Source organism: Streptacidiphilus sp. ASG 303 (assembly GCF_020991365.1).
Classification (GTDB): domain Bacteria; phylum Actinomycetota; class Actinomycetes; order Streptomycetales; family Streptomycetaceae; genus Peterkaempfera.
The window spans coordinates 267,841-288,067 of record NZ_JAJLRA010000001.1; the positions used below are offsets into that span (position 1 = coordinate 267,841).

General features: G+C 77.6%; 16 protein-coding genes. 10 read left to right on the top strand and 6 right to left on the bottom strand.

The features are described from left to right. Nucleotides 1–52 precede the first annotated feature (52 nt). Together LO771_RS01190 and LO771_RS01195 are read left to right on the top strand one after the other, a co-directional pair. Entirely contained in the window at nucleotides 53–736 is a 684-nt protein-coding gene (locus LO771_RS01190) for a nucleotidyltransferase family protein (protein ID WP_230647398.1), read from the top strand. A 212-nt stretch (nucleotides 737–948) separates the two neighbouring features. Further along, nucleotides 949–4,611, top strand: a complete 3,663-nt coding sequence (locus tag LO771_RS01195) for a phosphodiester glycosidase family protein (RefSeq protein WP_230647400.1) — start codon at nucleotides 949–951, stop codon at nucleotides 4,609–4,611. A gap of 42 nt (nucleotides 4,612–4,653) precedes the next feature. Here the strand turns inward: LO771_RS01195 and LO771_RS01200 are convergent, their stop codons facing one another. Beyond that, nucleotides 4,654–5,184, bottom strand: a complete 531-nt coding sequence (locus tag LO771_RS01200) for a MarR family winged helix-turn-helix transcriptional regulator (RefSeq protein WP_230647402.1) — start codon at nucleotides 5,182–5,184, stop codon at nucleotides 4,654–4,656. 131 nt (nucleotides 5,185–5,315) lie between these two features. Between LO771_RS01200 and LO771_RS01205 the strand changes: the two genes are divergently transcribed. From LO771_RS01205 to LO771_RS01215, 3 genes are all read left to right on the top strand, one after another. Continuing rightward, nucleotides 5,316–5,705 (top strand): VOC family protein, encoded by a 390-nt coding sequence (locus tag LO771_RS01205; protein ID WP_230647404.1) that lies wholly within the window; start codon nucleotides 5,316–5,318, stop codon nucleotides 5,703–5,705. Nucleotides 5,706–5,952: 247 nt separating this feature from the next. Then, nucleotides 5,953–7,011, top strand: a complete 1,059-nt coding sequence (locus LO771_RS01210; protein WP_230647406.1) for an NAD(P)-dependent alcohol dehydrogenase — start codon at nucleotides 5,953–5,955, stop codon at nucleotides 7,009–7,011. Between the two features lie 217 nt (nucleotides 7,012–7,228). After that, on the top strand, nucleotides 7,229–8,458 hold the full coding sequence (locus LO771_RS01215; RefSeq protein ID WP_230647408.1) for an aromatic acid exporter family protein: 1,230 nt from the start codon (nucleotides 7,229–7,231) through the stop codon (nucleotides 8,456–8,458). Nucleotides 8,459–8,518: 60 nt separating this feature from the next. On the opposite strand, the gene LO771_RS01220 is transcribed toward LO771_RS01215, so the two are convergent. After that, a complete protein-coding gene (locus LO771_RS01220; protein WP_230647410.1) occupies nucleotides 8,519–8,767 on the bottom strand; it encodes a hypothetical protein in 249 nt (82 codons plus the stop codon). A 583-nt stretch (nucleotides 8,768–9,350) separates the two neighbouring features. Here LO771_RS01220 and LO771_RS01225 point away from each other — a divergent pair. Together LO771_RS01225 and LO771_RS01230 are read left to right on the top strand one after the other, a co-directional pair. After that, nucleotides 9,351–10,451: a calcium:proton antiporter gene (locus LO771_RS01225; protein ID WP_230647412.1), complete on the top strand. Its 1,101-nt coding sequence runs from the start codon at nucleotides 9,351–9,353 to the stop codon at nucleotides 10,449–10,451. A gap of 278 nt (nucleotides 10,452–10,729) precedes the next feature. Continuing rightward, a complete protein-coding gene (locus tag LO771_RS01230; protein WP_308188802.1) occupies nucleotides 10,730–12,361 on the top strand; it encodes a family 10 glycosylhydrolase in 1,632 nt (543 codons plus the stop codon). Between the two features lie 131 nt (nucleotides 12,362–12,492). Here LO771_RS01230 and LO771_RS01235 read toward each other — a convergent pair whose 3' ends face one another. Further along, nucleotides 12,493–12,936, bottom strand: coding sequence for a hypothetical protein (locus tag LO771_RS01235; protein WP_230647414.1), 444 nt, complete (start codon nucleotides 12,934–12,936; stop codon nucleotides 12,493–12,495). A 439-nt stretch (nucleotides 12,937–13,375) separates the two neighbouring features. On the opposite strand from LO771_RS01235, the gene LO771_RS01240 reads away from it, so the two are divergent. Further along, the gene (locus tag LO771_RS01240) at nucleotides 13,376–13,897 is read left to right on the top strand and encodes a putative immunity protein (RefSeq protein ID WP_230647416.1); all 522 of its coding nucleotides are present in this window, start codon (nucleotides 13,376–13,378) and stop codon (nucleotides 13,895–13,897) included. A gap of 377 nt (nucleotides 13,898–14,274) precedes the next feature. Here the strand turns inward: LO771_RS01240 and LO771_RS01245 are convergent, their stop codons facing one another. From LO771_RS01245 to speB, 3 genes are read right to left on the bottom strand one after another with little or no spacing between them, the layout of a single operon-like run. Next, on the bottom strand, nucleotides 14,275–14,946 hold the full coding sequence (locus tag LO771_RS01245; protein ID WP_230647418.1) for a cyclase family protein: 672 nt from the start codon (nucleotides 14,944–14,946) through the stop codon (nucleotides 14,275–14,277). Between the two features lie 7 nt (nucleotides 14,947–14,953). Then, nucleotides 14,954–16,492, bottom strand: a complete 1,539-nt coding sequence (locus LO771_RS01250; protein ID WP_230647420.1) for a cytosine permease — start codon at nucleotides 16,490–16,492, stop codon at nucleotides 14,954–14,956. After that, complete coding sequence (gene speB / locus LO771_RS01255; RefSeq protein ID WP_230647422.1) at nucleotides 16,489–17,577, bottom strand: agmatinase; 1,089 nt, start codon at nucleotides 17,575–17,577, stop codon at nucleotides 16,489–16,491. The genes LO771_RS01250 and speB overlap by 4 nt, the downstream gene beginning before the upstream one ends. Nucleotides 17,578–17,712: 135 nt before the next feature. On the opposite strand from speB, the gene LO771_RS01260 reads away from it, so the two are divergent. After that, nucleotides 17,713–19,296 carry a PucR family transcriptional regulator gene (locus tag LO771_RS01260; protein ID WP_230647424.1) on the top strand — a complete coding sequence of 528 codons (1,584 nt, stop codon included), beginning with the start codon at nucleotides 17,713–17,715 and terminating at the stop codon, nucleotides 19,294–19,296. Nucleotides 19,297–19,522: 226 nt separating this feature from the next. Next, on the top strand, nucleotides 19,523–20,215 hold the full coding sequence (locus LO771_RS01265; RefSeq protein WP_230647426.1) for a type 1 glutamine amidotransferase domain-containing protein: 693 nt from the start codon (nucleotides 19,523–19,525) through the stop codon (nucleotides 20,213–20,215). Nucleotides 20,216–20,227: the final 12 nt, after the last annotated feature.

Consider the following 20,227-nt stretch of genomic DNA (forward strand, 5'->3'; position numbering starts at 1 on the left):
GGGCCGCTGCGCCCGCCCGGGCGGGCGGCGCGCCGTGTGGTAGGGAGGGACGGTGCCCCCTCTCCTCCCCCGCCTCCCCCCGGACGGAGGGGCCGCCGCGCTGCGGTCGGCCCTCTCCCGCAACGGCGTGCTGCTGGAGGTGCTGGACCGCGCGGCGGGACTGGACCTCCCCGGCTGGTACCTGACGGGGGGATGCGTCGTCCAGACGGTGTGGAACGCCGTCACGGGCAGGCCGCCCGCCCACGGCATCAAGGACTACGACCTCTTCTTCTTCGACGACCGCGACCTCTCGTGGGAGGCGGAGGACGCGGTGGTCAGGGCGGCCGGGGACGCCTTCGGCGGCCTGACCGCCGAGGTGGAGGTCCGCAACGAGGCCCGGGTCCACCTCTGGTACGAGGAGAGGTTCGGCGTCCCGTGCGCCCCGCACGGCTCCACGGAGGCGGCCATCGACAGCTTCGCCGCGACCACCTGCTGCGTGGGAGTGCGGCTGGAGACCGGCGGCCGGTGGCGGGTCTACGCGCCGCACGGGCTCTCCGACGTCTTCGGCCTCGTCGTGCGGCCGAACCCGGTGCTCGCCCCGCGCGAGGTGTACGAGGCGAAGACGGAGCGCTGGCGGCGGCAGTGGCCGGAGCTGACCGTGCTGGACTGGCCGTCGGACCCGGGCGGGCGGCAGCCGCCGCGCGGCGGGCCCCGCCGCGGCGGCGGACCGGAACGGGCGGGGCGGCCCGCTAGGTGACGGTGCGTCACGGCCGGCCGCCGCGCGCCGCCGCGCGCCGGCGGGCCCGCCGGCCGGGCGCGGGGCCCGCGGGGGCCGGCCGGCGGTGGGGGCGGACGGCCGGCGGGGGCGGCGGGGAGCCGGGCCGGGGAACCGGATGTTCACCCCGATGATCCGTCACCGTCCCCGCGAACACGGTCCGCAGGCCGCGACGAGGCCCTACTGTCCCACCCATGCGACGTACACGTACCTTTGCCGTGCGGCCGCCGGGCGTCCTGCCCGGCGGCCGTCCTCCGCTGCCCGCCGCGGGACTGCGCGTGCCCGCAGCCCTGCTCGCCGCCCTCGCCGTGGTCGGGGCGGCCGCCGCACCGACCGGGCCGCAGCGCGGCGGCGGGGCGGCCGTGCGGACGGTCGCCGCGGTCGCGGACGGACCGGTGCGGGCCGCCCGCCCCGGCAGCGCGGACGGGGAGGGCGGCCCCGTCCCGGCGGGCCCGCGCGTCCCGGTGCCGCCGGACGACGGGGCCGGGGTGGGGGCGGGGACCCGGACCGCACCGGCGGCGCGCGGACGGGCCGCGGAGGCGGCGGCCGGGTCCGCGGACTCGCTGGACGTCTCCTCGTCCACCCGGACGATCGCCCCCGGGGTGACGCTGACCCGCGAGCGGACCGTCGACCCGGCGGGGTTCCTCGACGGGTACGTGCTCCGCGCCGACCTGGACGGACCCACCCGGCCGCGGCTGCTCGCCCCCACCGTGAGCGGCACCTCCGCACCGACCGCCCTCGCCGACGGCGCGGGCGCGGCCGCCGCCGTGAACGGCGACTTCTTCGCCATCGACACCACGAACGCCCCGATCGGCCCCGAGGTGCGGGACGGCGCGCTGCTGAAGGCGGGCGCCGCACCGGCCCCGGTCGCCGGCGTCGGACAGGACGGCGTGGGCCGCATCGCCGACCTGCTGCTGGAGGGCGCAGCGACCGTCGGCGGGGTGCGCCACGACCTGGCGGGGCTCAACCCCGGCTCGGTGCCGGCCGACGCCCTCGCCCTGTACACCCCGGACTGGGGCCCCGGCGACCGGCGGTTCGCCGTCCCGGCGGGCGCGGACGCCGTCGAGCTGGAGGTCCGGGACGGCAGGGTCGCCGCCGTGCACGAGGGGGCCGGGCGCACACCGGTACCGGACGGCGCGCAGGTGCTCCTCGCCACCGGGAGCACCGCGGACGCCCTGGCGCGGACCGCCCCCGGCACCCCGGCGGCGGTGGAGTACCACGCCCGGACCTCGGCGCCCTCGCCGTTCTCGCTGGCCCTGGGGGCCCACCTGGTCCTGGTGCGCGGCGGCGCCGTCGCCCCCGTCGACACCTCCGACGCGGGCAACAGCGCCCTCAAGCCCCGGACCGCGATGGGCTGGACGGCGGACCGGCGGCTCGTGCTGTACGTCGCCGACGGCTCCTCCAGCCGCTCCCGCGGCCTCACCGCCCTCCAGCTCGCCGAACGCATGAGGGCGCTCGGGGCGGTGGACGCGGTGATGCTCGACGGCGGCGGCTCCTCGCAGCTCGTGGCCCGCCGCCCCGGCGGCACCGGCGCCGAGGTGGTGAACGCCCCCTCGGACGGCGCGCAGCGGGTCGTGCCCAACGCGGTGGGCCTGGTCCCGCCGGCCGGCTCCGGGCGGCTGCACGGCATCGACGTGCGGCTGCGCTCGGACCGGCTCTTCCCCGGCCTGTCGCGGGACGTCGCCGCGTCCGGCTACGACGAGGCGCTGGGCGCGGCACCGCTGGGCGCGGCCCGGTGGCGGACCGTGCCCGGCGGCCTGGCCCGGTCCGACGGGGCGGCCGTGCTGCGCGGCGCCCGGCCGGGCAGCGGGACGCTGGAGGCGCGCAGCGGGGCGGTGTCCGCGCACGTGCCGCTGCGGGTGCTCGGCCCGCTGGACCGGCTGGAGGCCGACGTCCCGGCCCTGTCGCTGGAGCCGGGCGACTTCCGGGACGTCACGGTGACCGGCCGGGACGCCGAGGGCTTCGCCGCCCCCGTCGAACCCCGCGACGTGCACCTGGAGTACGACCCCGCCGTCGCCTCGGTGGCGGCCCGGCCCGACGGCACGCTGCGCGTCACCGGCCTGCCGGGCGGCGACGGCCGGGGCACGGTGGTCACCGCGACGGTGCAGGGCCGCGTGCTGCGCCTGCCGGTGACCGTGGGCCTCGCCGACACGCCGCTCGACCCCCTCGCCGACGCCTCCGCGTGGTCGGCCGCGGGCGCGAAGGCGACGGCGTCGGTGTCCTCCGTGGCGACCGGCGACCGGCCCGGGGCCGCGCCCGGGGAGCGCGGACTGCGCCTGGCCTACGACATGACCGGCCAGCCGACCGGCACCTCGGCCGCGTACGCGGTGGCCCGGCAGCCGCTCGCGGTGCCCGCAGGCGCCCAGCGGCTCGCGCTGTGGGTCCGCGGCGACGGCTCGGGGCACTGGCTGCGGGCGCAGCTGCGCTCGCAGGGCACGACGAACGTCCCCTTCACCTTCTCCCTGGCCGTGGACTGGACCGGCTGGCGCCGCGTCGAGGGGCCGGTCCCGACCGGTTTCACCGCGCCGCTGACGCTGGAGCGGCTCTACCTGGTGCAGACCGACCCCACCCGGCGGACCGCCGGGGCGGTCGACCTCGCCCTGCTCGACGCCCGGGTGGGTGTGCGCCTCGACCTGCCGGACCGGCCGGACCAGCCGGACCCGGCCGTCGTCGAGGACGCCGACGGCCTCCCCGCGCCGGGGCGGTGGGCGTGGCGGTTCGCCGTCCTGTCCGACACGCACGTCAACGCCGACGGCGGCACCGGCTCCTACGCCTACCGGCACACGGCGCGGGCGCTGGACGAGATCGCCGCGGCCCGCCCGGACCTCGTGCTGCTGTCCGGGGACGGCGTCGACCAGGACCGGCCGGCCGACTTCGCCCTGTTCCAGCGGCTTCTGACGGAACACCTGCCGGCCGGCGTCCCCCTGTACTGGGCGGTGGGCAACCACGAGTCGGGCGCGGTGGCTGGCGGCACCCTGGAGCAGTTCACCGCCTCCACCGGGCGGCCGACCCGGCAGTCCTTCGACCACGCGGGCACCCGGTTCGTGCTGCTCGACTCGACCCTGGGGTCGCTGCGCCTGTCGGACTGGTCCCAGCTGGGATGGCTGCGGGAGCGGCTGGCGGACGCCGCCTCCGACCCGGCCGTGGACAGCGTGGTCGTCGCCGTCCACCACCCCGTGCTCGACCCCACCGGGACCGGCGCCAGCCAGCTGTCCGACCCCTCCGAGGGCGCGCTGCTGGAGCAGTGGCTGGCGGACTTCCGGCGGCGCACCGGCAAGCAGGTCGCGCTGGTGACCGGGCACGCGCACACCGCGCACGTGCGGCGGGCCGACGGCCTGCTGGAGTTCAACGCCCCGGTGGTCGGCAAGACCCCGTACGGGGACGCGGGCCACGGCGGCTTCGCCGCCTGGTCGCTGGTGACCCTGGACCCGGAGGCCGCCCGCGTCACCCCCGACCGGCCGGACCCGCGCGGCGCCGGGTGGTTCCGGGCGGAGGTGCGTCCGCTGCTGGACCGCATCGGCCTGGCAGTCCCCCCGCAGCTCTCCCCGGGGGACTCCGGGCAGGTCTCCGCCACCGCCGTCGACGACGGCATGGGCGGCCGGACCGTCCCGCTGCGCTACCCGGCGACCGCCGCCTGGTCCGGCGCGCACCTGGCCGTCGTCGCCGACGACCGGGCGCTGGCCGCCGCGCTGCGGCGCCCCGGCGTGGTCGCCGTCCTGGACCGGCGCACCCTGCGCCTCACCGCCGTCCGCCCCGGCGGCACCGACGTGACGGTGCGCTCCGGAAGCCTCACCGCGTCCGCCCGCGTGGAGGTGGGGGCCGGCCCCGCCGCCGCGCGGCGGGCGTCCTCCGGCTGACCGGACCGGCCGCCGCCCCGGCACCGGGGCGCCGGCCGGCGGTCAGCCCGCCGCGGAGGCGAGCAGGAGGCGCAGCAGGCGGTCGAGCTCGGCCGCCTCGTCGGGCGCCAGGGCCGCGCCGAGCACCTGCCGCTGGACGGCGAGGCCGGCGCCGACCGCCTCCTCGACCAGCTCCAGTCCGGCGGGGGTGAGGGTCACGCGCAGGCCGCGCCGGTCGCGCGGGTCGGGCGAGCGGGTGACGTACCCGGCGCGCTCCAGCTTGTCGAGGCGGCCGGTCATGCCGCCGGTGGTGAGCATGAGGGTGGCGGTGAGCTCCCGGGGGGAGAGGACGTGCGGCTCGCCCGCCCTGCGCAGCGCGGCGAGGACGTCGAACTCGCCGCGGCCGATGCCGAGGCGCCCGTACACGGTCTGCATGCGGGCGCCCATGGCGTCGGCGATCCGGTAGAGGCGGCCGAACACGGCCATCGCGCCGGTCTCCAGGTCGGGGCGGACCTGCGCCCACTGCTCGACGACGAGGTCCACGGGGTCGGGACGGTCGGGGGAGCCGGGACGGACGGGGGTGGTGCGGTCCATGCGACGAAGTCTCGCACAGGATCGCTCGGAGGAAACACACTTGCCTTCAAGTAGCTTACCGCTAAGCTGCTTTCGCCAGCCCGCCCCGCCGGCCCCTCCCGGGCCGGCACCGCCGCTCCCCGGAGGCCCCCGTGCGCGTCATCGGCTTCGACCACCTCGTCCTGAACGTCGCGGACGTCGAGCGCTCCCTCGCGTTCTACTGCGGCCCGCTCGGCCTCGCCCCCGTCCGCGTCGAGGAGTGGCGGGCGGGCACGGCCCCCTTCCCCTCCGTCCGCGTGAGCCCGGACACGATCATCGACCTCGTGCGGCGGCCCGAGGGCGCGGAGCACGGCTCCAACGTCGACCACCTCTGCCTGGTGGTCGAGCCCCTCGATTGGGAGGAGGTGGCCCGGTCGGGCGTGTTCACGGTCGTCGACGGCCCCGGCCGCCGGTTCGGCGCCCGCGGCACGGCGGTGTCCCTGTACGTCGAGGACCCGGACGGCAACACGGTGGAGCTGCGCTGGTACCCCCAGGACGCCTGACGGGCCGGCCGGCGGGGGGACGCGGACCGTGACGGTGACCGCGAGGGGACCGTGACGAGGACCACGGACGGACCGGGGCATCGGCGCCGCGAGGACGGGCAGGGGACCGTCCGCATCCGGAGGGCGAGCACGGGACGGGGGCCGATCCGCCCACGGCGGACCCGCGTGCCGCGCCGACGGCGGCCGGCACTGCGGCAGCCGTCCCGCGCCCTCCATCCCGGCACCACCCACAGGAGAGACCCCGGACATGGCAACCAGCCCCACGACCGTGACCGCCTACGCCGCCCCGGCGCCGAAGGCGCCCCTGGAGCGCACCACCGTCCCCCGCCGTCCGGTGGGCGAGCGCGACGTCGCGATCGAGATCAAGTACGCCGGCATCTGCCACTCCGACATCCACCAGGTCCGCGACGAGTGGTTCGAGGGCATCTTCCCGATGGTCCCCGGCCACGAGATCGCGGGCGTCGTCACCGAGGTCGGCCCCGGCGTGACCAGGTACGCGGTCGGCGACCGCGTCGGCGTCGGCTGCATGGTCGACTCCTGCGGCCGGTGCGTGAACTGCCGCGCCGGCGAGGAGCAGTTCTGCCTCGAGGGCAGCATCCAGACCTACAACGGCCGGCTCCCTGACGGCTCCCCGACGTACGGCGGCTACAGCACGCACATCGTCGTGGACGAGGACTTCGTGCTGCGCATCCCGGACAGCCTGGAGCTGGACGTCGCCGCGCCGCTGCTCTGCGCGGGCATCACCACCTACTCGCCGCTGGCCCACTGGAAGGCCGGCCCGGGCCGGAAGGTCGCCGTGGTCGGCCTCGGCGGGCTCGGGCACATGGGCGTGAAGATCGCCCACGCGATGGGCGCCGAGGTGACCGTCCTCAGCCAGTCGCTGCGCAAGAAGGACGACGGGCTGCGTCTGGGCGCCGACCACTACTACGCGACCAGCGACCCGGAGACCTTCACCCGCCTCGCCGGCGCCTTCGACCTCATCCTCAACACGGTCTCCGCCAACCTGGACCTGGACGCGTACCTGTCGCTGCTGCGGCTGGACGGCGCCCTGGTGCACGTGGGCGCGCCGGAGCACCCCAGCAGCTTCAACCAGTTCTCGCTGATCGGCATGCGCCGCAGCATGGCGGGCTCCTCCATCGGCGGCATCCGCGAGACCCAGGAGATGCTCGACTTCTGCGCGGAGCACGGCCTGGGCGCGGAGATCGAGGTCATCACCGCCGACCGCATCAACGAGGCGTACGAGCGCGTCACGGCCAGCGACGTCCGCTACCGCTTCGTCATCGACATCGCGTCGCTGCACGACTGAGCCGCACGGCCGGGCCGCACCGACCGGCGGCCCGCACGCCCGCGCCCCCGCCCCGGCACGTCCGGGAGCGGGGGTGCGGCCGTTCGGGCCGCCGTGCGCGCCCCCGGCAGCGGCCGACCGGCCCGCCGGACGCCTTCCGGCGCGCTCCCCGGCCGGGCGCGGGGATCCGGCCGGATCCGCGGGTCATGTCCGGCCCGCGGGCGGGTACGCGGCGCGGATGGAGGCAGTCAGGGAACGGTGGCGGAAGGGTCGCGCCCGGGTCGGCGAGGCGGCGGACGGGCTGGTCGAGGCGGTGCGGCACCCCCGGCGCTGGTGCCGCGCCCGCGGGGAGGGCATCGCGCAGGCGGTGAAGGCCGCCGTGGCGTGCGGCCTGGCGTGGCAGGCGGCGATCGTGCTGCTGGGGCGCGGGGAGTGGCCGGTGGTGGCCCCGCTGGCGGCGCTGCTGACGGTGCAGTTCACCGTCTACCGGACGGTGCGTCAGGGGCTCAAGCAGTTCGCGGGGGTGCTGGCCGGGGTGAGCGCCGCGGCGGGGTTCTTCCAGCTGGCGGGAACGACGGCCGTGACGATCGGCGTGGCGGTGGGCGTGTGCCTGGGGCTGGGCCGGCTGCTGCGGCTGGGGTCGCAGGCCGGCGAGGTGCCGACCACGGTGCTGCTGGTGCTCTCCTCGGGCAGCGGGTACGGCGTGTCGCGCGTGTGGGACACCCTGATCGGGGTCGGCTGCGGTGTCGCGGTCACCCTCGCGGCCGCTCCCCCGACCCACCTGACCCGCGCCGGGGGCCGGGTCGCCGCGGCGATGGAGGGGATGGCCGGCGCCACCCGGGAGGTGTCCGAGGGCCTGCGCGAGGGCTGGGACCACCGCACCACGCGGGCCTGGCTGACCCGGCTGGACGCCCTCGGCGGCCTGCTCGCCCAGGCCCGGCGCTCGGTCGACGAGGCGGACGAGGGCATGCGGCTGAACCCGTGGCGGCTGCGGCGCGGCAGGAGGGCCCACCCGGAGGGGCTGGAGCGCCTCGGCGAGGCGCTGAGGTGCCTGGAGCACTCCCACAGCCAGCTGCACTCGGTGGTGCGGGGTCTGGACGACCTGGCCCACGGGGCCCGCGGCATGCCCGAGGACGAGGAGCTGCGGACGCGGATGTGCGAGCGGCTGCAGCCGGTGGCCGAACTGCTGGAGTCCCTCGCCAGGGGGTTCGAGGCCCAGGCGGGCATCCAGCGGGGGGTGCGCGGCGTCGACGCGCACGTCGAGGCCCTGGACGAGGCGCTGCGGTCCGGACAGGAGGCCCACAGGGCGGCGGCGCGGGAGCTGGAGCCGCGCGAGGGCGAACCGCTCGCCCTGTGGGCGCTCCAGGGGTCGGTCCTGGACGAGGCCGAGCAGATCCTGCACGAGCTCGACCCGCGGCACGGGCCGCATCCCGGCGCCGTCCCCCCGAGCCTGCGCCGCGCCGCCTGACGGGCGCCCCGCCGGGGCGGCGGGCGCGCGCCGGCCGCCGCAGCGGGCCGGGCGGGGCGCCTACCCGAGGGTGTCGACCCGGTAGGCGGCGCCGCCGCGCGACCCCCGGCCCGCGCTCCGCTCGACGGACAGGGCGGTGGCGGCGGTGGTGAGGTCGAAGGAGACCACCCCGGGCGTGTCGGCGCAGGGGACGGTGCGGCGGACGGCGGCCCGGCCGGAGGTGACGGTGAAGACCACCGTCCCGCGGCCGGAGCAGGCGGCGTGGACGCGGACCCTGAGCCCCTTGCCGAAGGACTCGTCGCGGTCCATCGCGTCGAGCGCGCCGGACGCCCTGATGCCCGGACCGCGGGATCCGGAGGCACCCGCACCGGCGTCGCCGGACGGTGACTGCGGGAGCTCCAGCGCTGATGCCGCCCGTGCGGCGGCGGCCGGGTCGTCGGACGACGGGGCGTTCCCCGAGGCCGCGGGGACCGCCGGCCGGCCGGCGTGCGGGGACGCCGGCGGCGTCCGATCCGCGGGGCCGCCCCCGCCGCCGCACCCCGCCGTGGTGAGCGCAGCCGCCCCCGCGAGCACCGCCGCCGCCGTCGCCGTCGCCGTCCTCGTCGTCACCCTCATGCCGTTCCCCCGTCGGTCGTCGCCGTCGGAAGCGGTCATGCCTCCGGGCGGACCATCCGAACCGGCACTTGAGGAAGTCCGGAGGTTCGGGATCCTGCGGGGTCCGGGAGGCCGCCGCGGGAGCGCGGCCGGACAAGCAGACGGACAGACAGGCCGGCAGGCGGCCGGTCCGGCGGTCCGGCAGGCAGCCGGAGCGCCGGGCGGCGGTGTCCGGCATTCCGGTGGCTCTCCGGTGATCCGCACGGACGGGGGCCCGGCGGTCTGGGAAGCTCCGGCCATGGCCTCCTCCCTCCGTGCGGGCGTCCTGCACTGGACCGTCGCCGTCCCGCTGCTGGCGGTCGTCCTGACGGTCCTGACCTGGGGGCGCAGCCTGCCCGTGGCCGTGGTGGTGCTGGCGGGGCTCTTCCTGGCAGGCGCGGTCCTGGCCGCGGTGCACCACGCCGAGGTGGTGGCCCACCGGGTCGGGGAGCCGTTCGGGTCGCTGGTGCTGGCCGTCGCGGTGACGGTCATCGAGGTGGCGCTGATCGTCACGCTGATGGCGGACGGGGGCGGGAAGAGCGCCACGCTGGCGCGGGACACGGTGTTCGCCGCGGTCATGATCACCTGCAACGGGATCGTCGGCCTGTGCCTGCTGGTGGGTGCGCTGCGGCGCGGGGTGGCGGTGTTCAACCCGGAGGGGACCGGCGCGGCCCTCGCCACCGTGGCGACGCTCGCCACGCTCAGCCTGGCGCTGCCGACCTTCACCACCAGCGCTCCGGGCCCCCGGTTCTCCACCGCCCAGCTGGTCTTCGCCTCGGTCGCCTCCCTGGTGCTGTACGGGCTGTTCGTGGCGACGCAGACCGTCCGCCACCGGGACTACTTCCTCCCCGTCACCGCGCAGGGCGAGACCACCGGCGCGGAGGAGCACGCCGGGCCGCCCTCGCGGCGGGCCGCGCTGACGAGCCTGGGGCTGCTGGTCCCCTCCTTGGTCGCGGTGGTGGGCCTGGCCAAGGTGGAGTCGCCGACGATCGAGTCGGGGGTGGCCGCCGCCGGACTGCCGTCGTCCGTGGTCGGGGTGGTGATCGCGCTGCTGGTCCTGCTGCCGGAGTCCATCGCCGCCGTCCGGGCGGCGCGCCGGGACCGGGTGCAGACGAGCCTCAACCTCGGCCTGGGGTCGGCCATGGCCAGCATCGGGCTGACCGTCCCGGCGGTCGCGGCGGCGTCCGTGTGGCTGAAGGGGCCGCTGGTGCTCGGCCTCGGCCCGTCGCACCTGGTGCTGCTCGCGCTCACCGTCGCCGTCGGCACGCTGACGGTGATCCCCGGCCGCGCGACCCCGCTGCAGGGCGGGGTGCACCTCGCGGTGCTGGCCGCGTACCTGGTGCTCGCCGTCAGTCCCTGAACCGCCGTCAGCGGCACGGGTGGACCGGGCCGGGCCGGTCCGGGCCGGGTGCGCCCCCGGTCCGTACGCGGAGGGGCACGCGGTCTGCCGGACGGCGGGCACGGCACCGCACGCCGCTCCGCAGCGAGGGCGGAAAGTTTCACCACGGGGAACTTCTGCGGTACTCGTTGACCACGCCGCCGGACGTGTGGAAGAAAGGCCCGGTCGAGCCCTCCCCCGCGGCGCACGCCCCGGGCGACCGGCTCCGCCCGCCGCCCGCCACCCCACCGGGAGCCGCCGTGACCCGCACCAGGAACGGACGTGGACGCGCCGCCGCGCTCGCCCTGACCCTCGCCGCCGCCTCGTCCCTGCTGCTCGCCCCCGGGGCGTCCGCCGCCGGGCCGGAGGGCGGTCCGCCCGCCGCGCAGGCCGCGGGCACCGGGCCCTGCACGCCCGACCCCGCGCTGCCGCGCCGTCAGATGCGCGGCGTGTGGATCGCCTCGGTCGTCAACATCGACTGGCCCGCCTCCCCCGGCCTGGGCGTGCAGGAGCAGAAGGACGGTTTCACCGCCCTGCTGGACCAGGCCGTCGCGGGCGGCTTCAACACCGTCTTCGTGCAGATACGCCCCACGGCCGACGCCTTCTGGCCCTCCCCGTACGAGCCGTGGTCGCAGTGGCTGACGGGCGTCCAGGGCAAGGACCCCGGGTACGACCCGCTGGCCTTCATGGTGGCGGCCGCGCACGAGCGGGGGCTGCGCTTCCACGCCTGGTTCAACCCGTACCGGGTGTCCATGCAGGACGACGTGACGAAGCTGGTGCCCACGCACCCGGCGCGCGTCCACCCCGACTGGACGGTCTCCTACGGCGGCAAGCTGTACTACGACCCGGGCGTGCCCGCGGCCCGCCGGTTCGTCGAGGACGCCATGATGGACGCCGTCACGCGCTACGACATCGACGGCGTGCACTTCGACGACTACTTCTACCCCTACCCGGTGGCGGGGAAGGACTTCCCCGACGACGCCTCCTTCGCCGCGTACGGCGCCGGGTCCACCGACCGGGCCGCCTGGCGCCGGCACAACGTCGACCTGCTCGTCGACGAGATGCGGCAGCGGATCCACGCCGCCAGGCCCCAGGCCGCCTTCGGCATCAGCCCGTTCGGCATCTGGCGCAACGCCTCCACCGACCCGGCCGGTTCGGCGACCGGGGGCTTCCAGGCGTACGACGGCCTCAACGCCGACACCCGCGGCTGGGTGAAGAAGGGCTGGCTGGACTACGTCCTGCCGCAGGTCTACTGGAACATCGGCCTGCCCGTCGCCGACTACGCCGCGCTGGTGCCCTGGTGGTCGGAGCAGGTGCGCGGCACGGGCACGGCGCTGTGGATCGGGCAGGCCGCCTACAAGGCGGGCGACCCGGCGCAGCCCGCCGCCTGGCAGCAGCCCGGCGAGCTCTCCGCCCACCTGGACCTGGACGCGGCGCACCCGGAGGTCTCGGGGGACGTGTTCTTCAGCATGAAGGACGTGGCCGCGGACCGGCTGGGGAGCATGACCCGGGTGCGGCAGGAGCACTGGCGGCGGCCCGCGCTGGCGCCGTCCCTGCCGAAGCTGGACGGCCCGGTGCCCGGCCGGCCGCGGGTCACCGCCCGTCCGCTGCCGGGCGGAGGCGCGGAGCTGCGGATCACGGCGGGCCCGGGCGTCGCGCCCGAGGGCTACACCGTGGCGCGCCTGGACGGGCACGGGGCGCCGGGGTGCGCCCTGGCCGACGCCTCCTCCCTCCTCGCGGTCACCGGCGGCGGCGCCTCGCGGACCTTCACGGACCCGGACGGCGGCAGGGGCGCGGTGTACGTGGTGACGGCGGTCAACCGCAACCAGCAGGAGGGGCACCCCGCGGTCGCAGTCGCCGCCGGACCGGAGGAGCCGGAGGGGGACGGCTGACCGGCGCCGCCCGTCGGGCCGGTCCGCACGGACGGGCCGACCGGACGGGCGGGCGGGTGAGCAGGCGGTCGGGTGAGCAGGCAGTCGGGCGAGCGGGCAGTCGGGCGAGCGGGCGTGCGGCCCGGCGCGGGTCAGGGGCGCCGCTCGCTGCGGCCGCACACCCACGCCAGCGCGTCGTGCACCCCGCGGACGTAGTCCCGGGGCACGCTGCGGTGGGCCGGGTCCTCCAGCTGGGAGGCGGCCGCGTCCAGCTCGGCCGCCAGCGCCTCCGCGCCGGGGGCGCCGTCGCCGCGGGTCCCCGTCACCGGGGCGGGGGCACCGAGGCCCAGCGCCCACAGGTAGGCCGCCAGCGATCCCCGCGACAGCTGCGTCTGCCGGTCCGGTCCGGCGGCCGCGGCGTCGAGCGCCGCGTGGGCGTGCTCGATCTCGGCGCGGGACCGGACGCCCGCCTCCCGGGGGTCGTCGTGCCGGGGGTCGGCGTGCCGAGGGCTGTCGTGCCGAGGGCTGTCGTGCCGGGGGCTGTCGTGCCGGGGGTCGGCGCTGCGGGCCGGGTCCTGGGTCTGCTGAGGGTTCATGCCGGTAGACCTATCCCCCGGGAGCCCGCGGGTGTCCGCCGTGGCCCCGGTCTCACCCTCACGGCCCTTGGGCGGTGGTCCGGCAGCCGGGGTGCCGGGGTGGCGGCTGCAGCCCGGGGAGGGCGACGGGGCCCGCCGCGGTGCGGGCCGTGCGGCGCGTCCGAGGGCCTCCGTGTTCGCCCCGGGGCGGGTGGACCTCGCCCGGATCCCGGTGGACCGGTTGTCCACGTCTGCCCGGTACGGACGGTCGGGCAGGGGGCGGACGGGGCGGAGGTCGGCCCCGCCGCCGGCACCGGGCACCACCGGGATTCCTCCCCCGGGCCCCCGCGCCACGTCGCACCACGTCGCGGCGAAAGGCGCCGGCGGGGCCGACGGGACCGGCGCGGCCGCAGACGAGGCCGGTGGTGACAGCGCGCACCGGAACCGGCAGGATGGGCCGGTGGACCAGGTGACCATCAGCGAGGAGGACCGCCGGCTGCTCGGGGCCTGGGCTGCCGACTGCGCCGAGCGGGTCCTGCACCTGTTCGAGGAGAAGGCCCCCTCCGACCCCCGCCCTCGCGAGGCCCTCGAGGGCATCCGCTCCTTCGCGTGCGGAGAGCTGCGGGCGGGTCCGCTGCGGCCCCTCGCCTTCGCGGCGCTCGCAGCCGCACGGGAGGTCGGCGATCCGGCCGCCGCAGCCGCCGCCCGCGCCGCGGGGTATGCGGCGGCAGCCCCGTACATCCACCCCTTGGCCACCCCCCACCAGGCGAAACACGCTCTCGGGCCTGCGATGCAGGCGGCCCGCGCGAGGGAGCTCGCGGCGGGCGGGGACGCCGGCGTCGGCGACGAGGAGATCCGGTGGGCGATCGGGCGCGCCTCGCCGGCCGTGCGCGGGATCGTGCGGCAGATGCCGGTCTTCAGCCCCGGCCGCAGCCGGCTGGACGCGTTCCGCCACCGGCTCGACGCGGCCCTTCGCCGCTGACCGGCACGGCGCGCCGCCGCGGAGCGCAGGTGCGCCGGGGGTCGTGGGGAGCGAGGCCTCCGGCAGGTCCTCCGCCCCGGGGGGCGGGACGGCCGGAGCCGGTGCCCGGCATCGGCACGGGCACCGGGCCGTGCGGGCGCGGCGCCGGTTGTGCCCCGCCGCACGGGAACCCGGACACCGCCGCCCCCGGCGGCCGGCCCGCCCTCACCCGGCGCGGGCCGGGGGTCCCGCCGGCGGGCCGCGGACGGCCTACCGCCCGCCGGCGGGGGCCGGCGGGCGGTAGGAGGCGGCCCGGGGCGCGGCGGGCGGCCCCGGGGCGCGGCGGGCACGCACGGCCGGGCCGGCGCGGGCAGGGGCGCGGCGCGGGCGCGGCCGGTTCAGCCGATCCGGGCGACCGCCCGGACGGGTGCGCCGTCGGCGCCCGGCAGGTGCAGCGGCAGCAGGGACACCTCGACCGGCTCGCCCGCCGCCTGGGCGTCCAGCACCGGACCGAGGCCGGTGAGGTTCTCGGCGATGACGGCGTGGGCGCCGCACAGCACGCGGTGCGCCGGGAAGTCCTCACCGGGGGTGGGGTCGACGCTCAGCGCGTCGATGCCCACCGTGCGGGTCCCGGCGGCGACCAGGAGTTCCGCGGCCTCCCGGGTGAGGTGGGGGTGGTCCCGGTACGCGGCGGTCCCCCAGTGCGCGGACCAGCCGGTGGCGACCAGCACGATCGGCGGCGCCCCGGTCCGGGCCCCGGCCCGGAGCCCGGCGAGGAGTGCCTCGAACCGCTCCGGCCCGATCGGGGCGTGCGGCGGCAGGCCGCGTGCGTCCACGGCCACGGCGGGGCCGGTGAAGCGCTCCAGCGGCAGGGCGTCGAGGGCGGGCAGGGCGTCGTCGATGTGGAAGGGCGCGTCGACGTGCGTACCGGACTGGGAGCCCAGGTCCAGGTGGAGCACGTTCACGCCGTCCGCGGCGGCGGTGAGGGCCGGGCGGACCGCCACCTGCGGGTCGCCCGGGTAGACGGGCATGCCCGTGGCGATCGGCTGCGAGAGGTCGAGGAGGCGCACGGCCGGGTCACACCCCCGCGGTGGCGTCGGCGGGCTCGCCGGCGGCCGGGGTGATGGCGGGCACGGGCGTGTCCGCGACGGGGACGAGGCGCGGGCCGTCGGGTCCGTAGGCGCCCCGCGGCTCGGGGAAGAGCCGCAGCAGGGCCAGGTGGAGGACGGCGGCGACCGCGAGGCCGACCGGCAGCGAGACGTCGACGCCGCCGGCGAGCCCGCCGAGCGGCCCGACGAACTGGCCGGGCAGGTTGACGAACTGGAGCGCGAGGAGGGCCGCGGCGAGCCAGGCGCCCATGCCGCGCCAGTTCCAGCCGTGGTGGAACCAGTAGCGGCCGCCGCGCTGGCGCCGGTTGAAGACCTGGAGCGAGTCCGGGTCGTACCAGCCGCGGCGGGTGACGTAGCCGATCATCATGATCACCATCCAGGGGGCGGTGCAGGTGATGATCAGTGTCGCGAAGGTGGAGATGCTCTGCGACAGGTTGGCCGCGAACCGGCCCGCGAAGATGAAGCCGGTCGACAGCACGCCGACGAGGAGCGTCGCCTGCACGCGGCTGAACCGGGGGAAGACGCTGGAGAAGTCCAGCCCCGTGCCGTACAGGGAGGTCGTGCCGGTGGACATGCCGCCGATCAGGGCCAGCAGGCACAGCGGCAGGAAGTACCAGGAGGGCGCGACCGCCAGCAGGCCGCCCACGTAGTCGGGCGCGGCGGGGTCCATGTGCGAGGACGCCTTCGCCGCGATGACCGACGCCGTGGCCAGGCCGAAGAGGAACGGCAGCAGGGTCGCGACCTGGGAGAGGAACGCCGCGGCGACCACCCGGCGGCGCGGGGTGGCGGCGGGGATGTACCGGGACCAGTCGCCGAGGAACGCCCCGAAGGAGACCGGGTTGGAGAGCACGATCAGCGCCGAGCCGACGAACGCCGGCCAGAAGCCCGCCGCCGACGCGGAGGGGAAGGAGCCCTGGTAGCCGGGGTCGAAGTCGCCCGCGAAGGCGACCGCGCCGAGGACGAAGAGCAGCGACGCCGCCACGACCGCGATGCGGTTGACGAAGAGCATGAAGCGGAAGCCGTAGACGCAGACCGTGAGGACCAGCAGCGCGAACACGCCGTAGGCCGCCGCGTACACGCCGTCGTTCTGCGGGAGGCCCGCCAGCCGGTGGGCGCCGCCGACCAGGGCGTCGCCCGAGGACCACACCGAGATCGAGAAGAACGCGACCGCGGTGAGCAGCGACAGGAACGAGCCGACGACCCGGCCGTGGACGCCGAGGTGGGCGGAGGACGACACGGCGTTGTTGGTCCCGTTGAGCGGGCCGAAGACCGCCAGCGGCGCCAGGATCAGCGCGCCCGCCACCAGGCCGCACACGGTCGCGGCGAGGCCCTGGAGGAAGGAGAGGCCGAAGAGGATCGGGAAGGCGCCGAGCACGCAGGTGGCGAAGGTGTTGGCGCCGCCGAAGGCGACCCGGAAGAGGTCGGCGGGGGACGCGGTGCGGTCCGCGTCGGGGATCCGCTCGACCCCGTACTGCTCGATCTCGGTGAGTGCGGGGGAGTCGCTCATCTCTGCTCCTCGGAGGGCTGCCGGGCGGCCTGCTGCTGCGGGGCGGGCTGGTCCCGGTGGGGCTGTTCCCGGGCGGACTGCTGCGGGTCGGACTGCTGCGGGTGGCCGGACTGCTGCGGGTGGCCGGGCCGCCCACCGCCGGACGGCCCGGAGAGGGCCAGCAGGGAGACCAGGTCGTAGGCGACGTGCGAGGCGGCGACCGAGGTGATCTCCGCGTGGTCGTAGGCGGGGGCGACCTCGACGACGTCGGCGCCGACCAGGTTCGCCCCGGCCAGGCCGCGCAGGATCTCCAGCAGCTCGCGGCTGGTCAGGCCGCCCGCCTCGGGGGTGCCGGTCCCGGGGGCGTGCGCGGGGTCCAGGACGTCGATGTCGATCGAGACGTACAGCGGGCGGCCGCCGATCCGCTGCCGCAGGGCGTCCACCACCTCGTCGACGCCGCGGCGCATCACGTCGGCGGAGGTGAGGATGCCGAAGCCGAGGCGGCGGTCCTCCTCCAGGTCGCGGCGGCCGTAGAGCGGGCCGCGGGTGCCGACGTGGCAGAGCGCCTCGGTGTCGACGACGCCCTCCTCGACGGCGCGGCGGAACGGGGTTCCGTGGGTGTACTCGGCGCCGAAGTAGGTGTCCCAGGTGTCGAGGTGCGCGTCGAAGTGCAGGACGGCGACGGGGCCGTGACGCTTCGCCAGGGAGCGCAGCAGCGGCAGCGCGATGGTGTGGTCGCCGCCGATGGTGACCAGGCGGGTGCCGTCGGCCTGGAGGCGGGTCGCGGCGTCCTCGACGGTCTCGACGGCCTCGTCGATGTCGAAGGGGTTCACGGCGATGTCGCCGGCGTCCGCGACCTGCTGGACGGCGAAGGGCGACAGGTCGAGCCCCGGGTGGTACGGGCGCAGGAGGCGGCTGGCCTCGCGGACCGCCGTCGGCCCGAAGCGGGCGCCGGGCCGGTAGGAGACGCCGGAGTCGAAGGGGACGCCCACCACGGCCACGTCGGCCCGGCCGACCTCGTCGAGGCGGGGCAGCCGGGCGAAGGTGGCGGGGCCCGCGAAGCGCGGGACCCGGGAGGAGTCGACGGGACCCCGGGGCTCGGTCATGGAGGGCTTCCTCTCGGTGGGTGCGGGTCGTCCCGCGCCGGACGGCGGCGCGGGAGGGGCGCTGGTCCGGGCGAGTCTGCGCCGTGGGGCTCCCGGCTGGCAATCGTGCAGGACACGAAGAGTTAGGCTCCGTTTGTGGCAGGACACAAGGAGGACGGGCAGCGGCGGGAGCAGACCCGGGAGGAGGGCCGGGAGCGGGTACCGGAGGAGGGCCGGCGGGCCGGGGCACGGCGGGGCGGACGGCAGTGGGTCACCGTCGGCGACCTGCTCTCGTACCCGGCGCTGCAGCTGCGGCTGCTCGCCGGGTCGGCAGGGCTGGGCCGGTCGGTCTCCTGGGCGCACGTCAGCGAGCTGGAGGACCCGACGCCGTGGCTGCTCGGCGCCGAGATGATCATGACGGTGGGAATGGCCGTGCCCGCGGACGCGGCCGGGCAGCGCGCGTACCTGGAGCGGCTGGACGACGCGGGCGTGTCCGCGCTCGCGGTCAGCACGCAGCTGCGCACCCCTCCCCTGCACGACGCGTTCCTCGCCGCCGCAGAGGAGCGCGGGCTGCCGGTGCTGGAGGTGCCCCTCGCGGTCCCGTTCGTCACCATCGCCCAGGAGGTCGCCGCCGCCGTCCACGAGGACACCCGGCAGCGGCTCGGCGCGCAGCTCCAGGTCTTCGGGGCGCTGCGCTGGCTGGCCGAGGAGGACCTCGACACGGCGGCGCTCTTCCGCCGCCTGGAGCGGCTGAGCGGGTACCAGGTGTTCCTCTGCACCCCGCAGGGCCGTCCGCTGCTGCCGGGCGCTCCCGCGCCCCCGGACCTGTCCGTGCTGCCGACGCAGGCCGACGCGCCGCCGAGCGTGCCCGGCGGCTTCGTGCTGCCCGTGCCCGCGCCGGGCGGGCCCGCCGGGTACCTGGTCGCCTTCGAGCGGCAGGGCGCGCGGCCCGCCGGACTGGCCGTCGTCCAGCACCTGGCCGCCGTCGCGGCGCTGAAGCTGGCCATGGTCCGGCACGAGCGCGAGACGCTGCGCCGCGAGGGCGCCGAGACGCTGGCCGAACTGCTCCAGGACGCCCTGGACGCGGCCACCGCCCGGCGGCGGCTGGCCCGGCTGGGGCTGCCGGAGGACGGGCCGGTGGCGCTGTCGGTCGTCCGGGGCGTGCCGGACGAGGCGCTCGGCCGCGCGCTGGACGAGCACCCGCACCTGGTCCTGCGGCGCGGGGAGGACCGGTACGTGCTCTCCGCCCCCGGGGCCGCCCCGGCCCTCGCCGCGCTGCCCGGCGCGGTCGCGGGCATGAGCCGCCCGTTCACGCCCGGGGAGCCCGTGCGGGTCGCGGAGCGGGAGGCGCTGTGGGCGGCCTCCCGCTCCGCGGAGTCGGGCCGGCCGCTGGTCCACTACGGCGACGACGCCACCGGCCGCTGGCTGCCGGGCGACCCGCAGGCGCTGGGCGCGCTGGCCGACCACGTCCTCGGGGCGGCGCTGCGGTACGACGCGGCGCACGGCACCCGCCTGCTGGTGTCGGCGCGGACCTGGCTGGAGCGCGACCGCCGCACGGAGGAGGCGGCGGCGGTCCTGCACGTCCACCCCAACACGCTCGCCTACCGGCTGCGGCGGTTCGCCGAGCTGACCGGCCGCGACCTGTCCTCCACGGCGGCGCTCACCGAGGTCTGGCTCGCGCTGCGCGCCGCGGACCGGCTGGGGATGGTGGACCCGGCCGGCGGCGGGTCGGCGGGGTGAGGCCGCGCCGCGGAGGCGCGCCGCCCGGGGCGGGCCGGAGCCATCGGTCCTCCTATGGCTCGGTGCGGGACTTCCCATTGGTCGTCGATGGGCGGGCGGGCCTACGGTGAGGGAGCGCCGGGGGCCGCGGCCCCCGGCCGGGCCCCGCGGACCCCGACCGGTCCGCGGAGGCCCGCGCCCCTCCCCCGCACGACCCACCGGTCCCCCGCGGACCCAGGAGAACGACATGCCCCGCACCCGCAAGGTCCTGCTCGCCCTCACCAGCCACGACCGCCTCGGCGACACCGGCCGCACCACCGGCTTCTACCTCTCCGAGGCCGCCCACCCGTGGAAGGTCCTCACCGGGGCCGGCCACGAGGTCGACCTGGTGTCCGTCCGCGGCGGCCGCCCGCCGATGGACGGCGTGGACACCTCCGACCCGGTCCAGCAGGCCTTCCTCGACGACCCGCGGATCTCCGCGCAGCTGGCCGCCACCCGGCGGCCGGAGGACGTCGACCCCGCCGACTACGACGCGGTCCTCTACGTCGGCGGCCACGGCACCATGTGGGACTTCCCCGGCAGCACGGCCCTCGCGGGCATCGCCCGGGACGTCTGGGAGGCCGGCGGCGCCGTCGCGGCCGTCTGCCACGGCCCGGCCGGCCTGGTCGGCATCACCCTGTCCGACGGCTCCCCCCTGGTCGCCGGCCGCAGGCTGGCCGCCTTCACCAACGCCGAGGAGGCCGCGGTGGGCCTGACCGACGTCGTCCCCTTCCACCTGCAGACCCGCCTGGAGGAGCTGGGCGCCGAGCACAGCGCCGCCGAGAACTTCGCGGCCCACGTCGTCGTCGACGGCCGCCTGGTCACCGGCCAGAACCCGGCCTCCGCCACCGGCGTCGGCGAGGCGCTGGCCGAGGTCCTCGACCGGTCCGCCGAGGCCTGACCCGGACGGCGC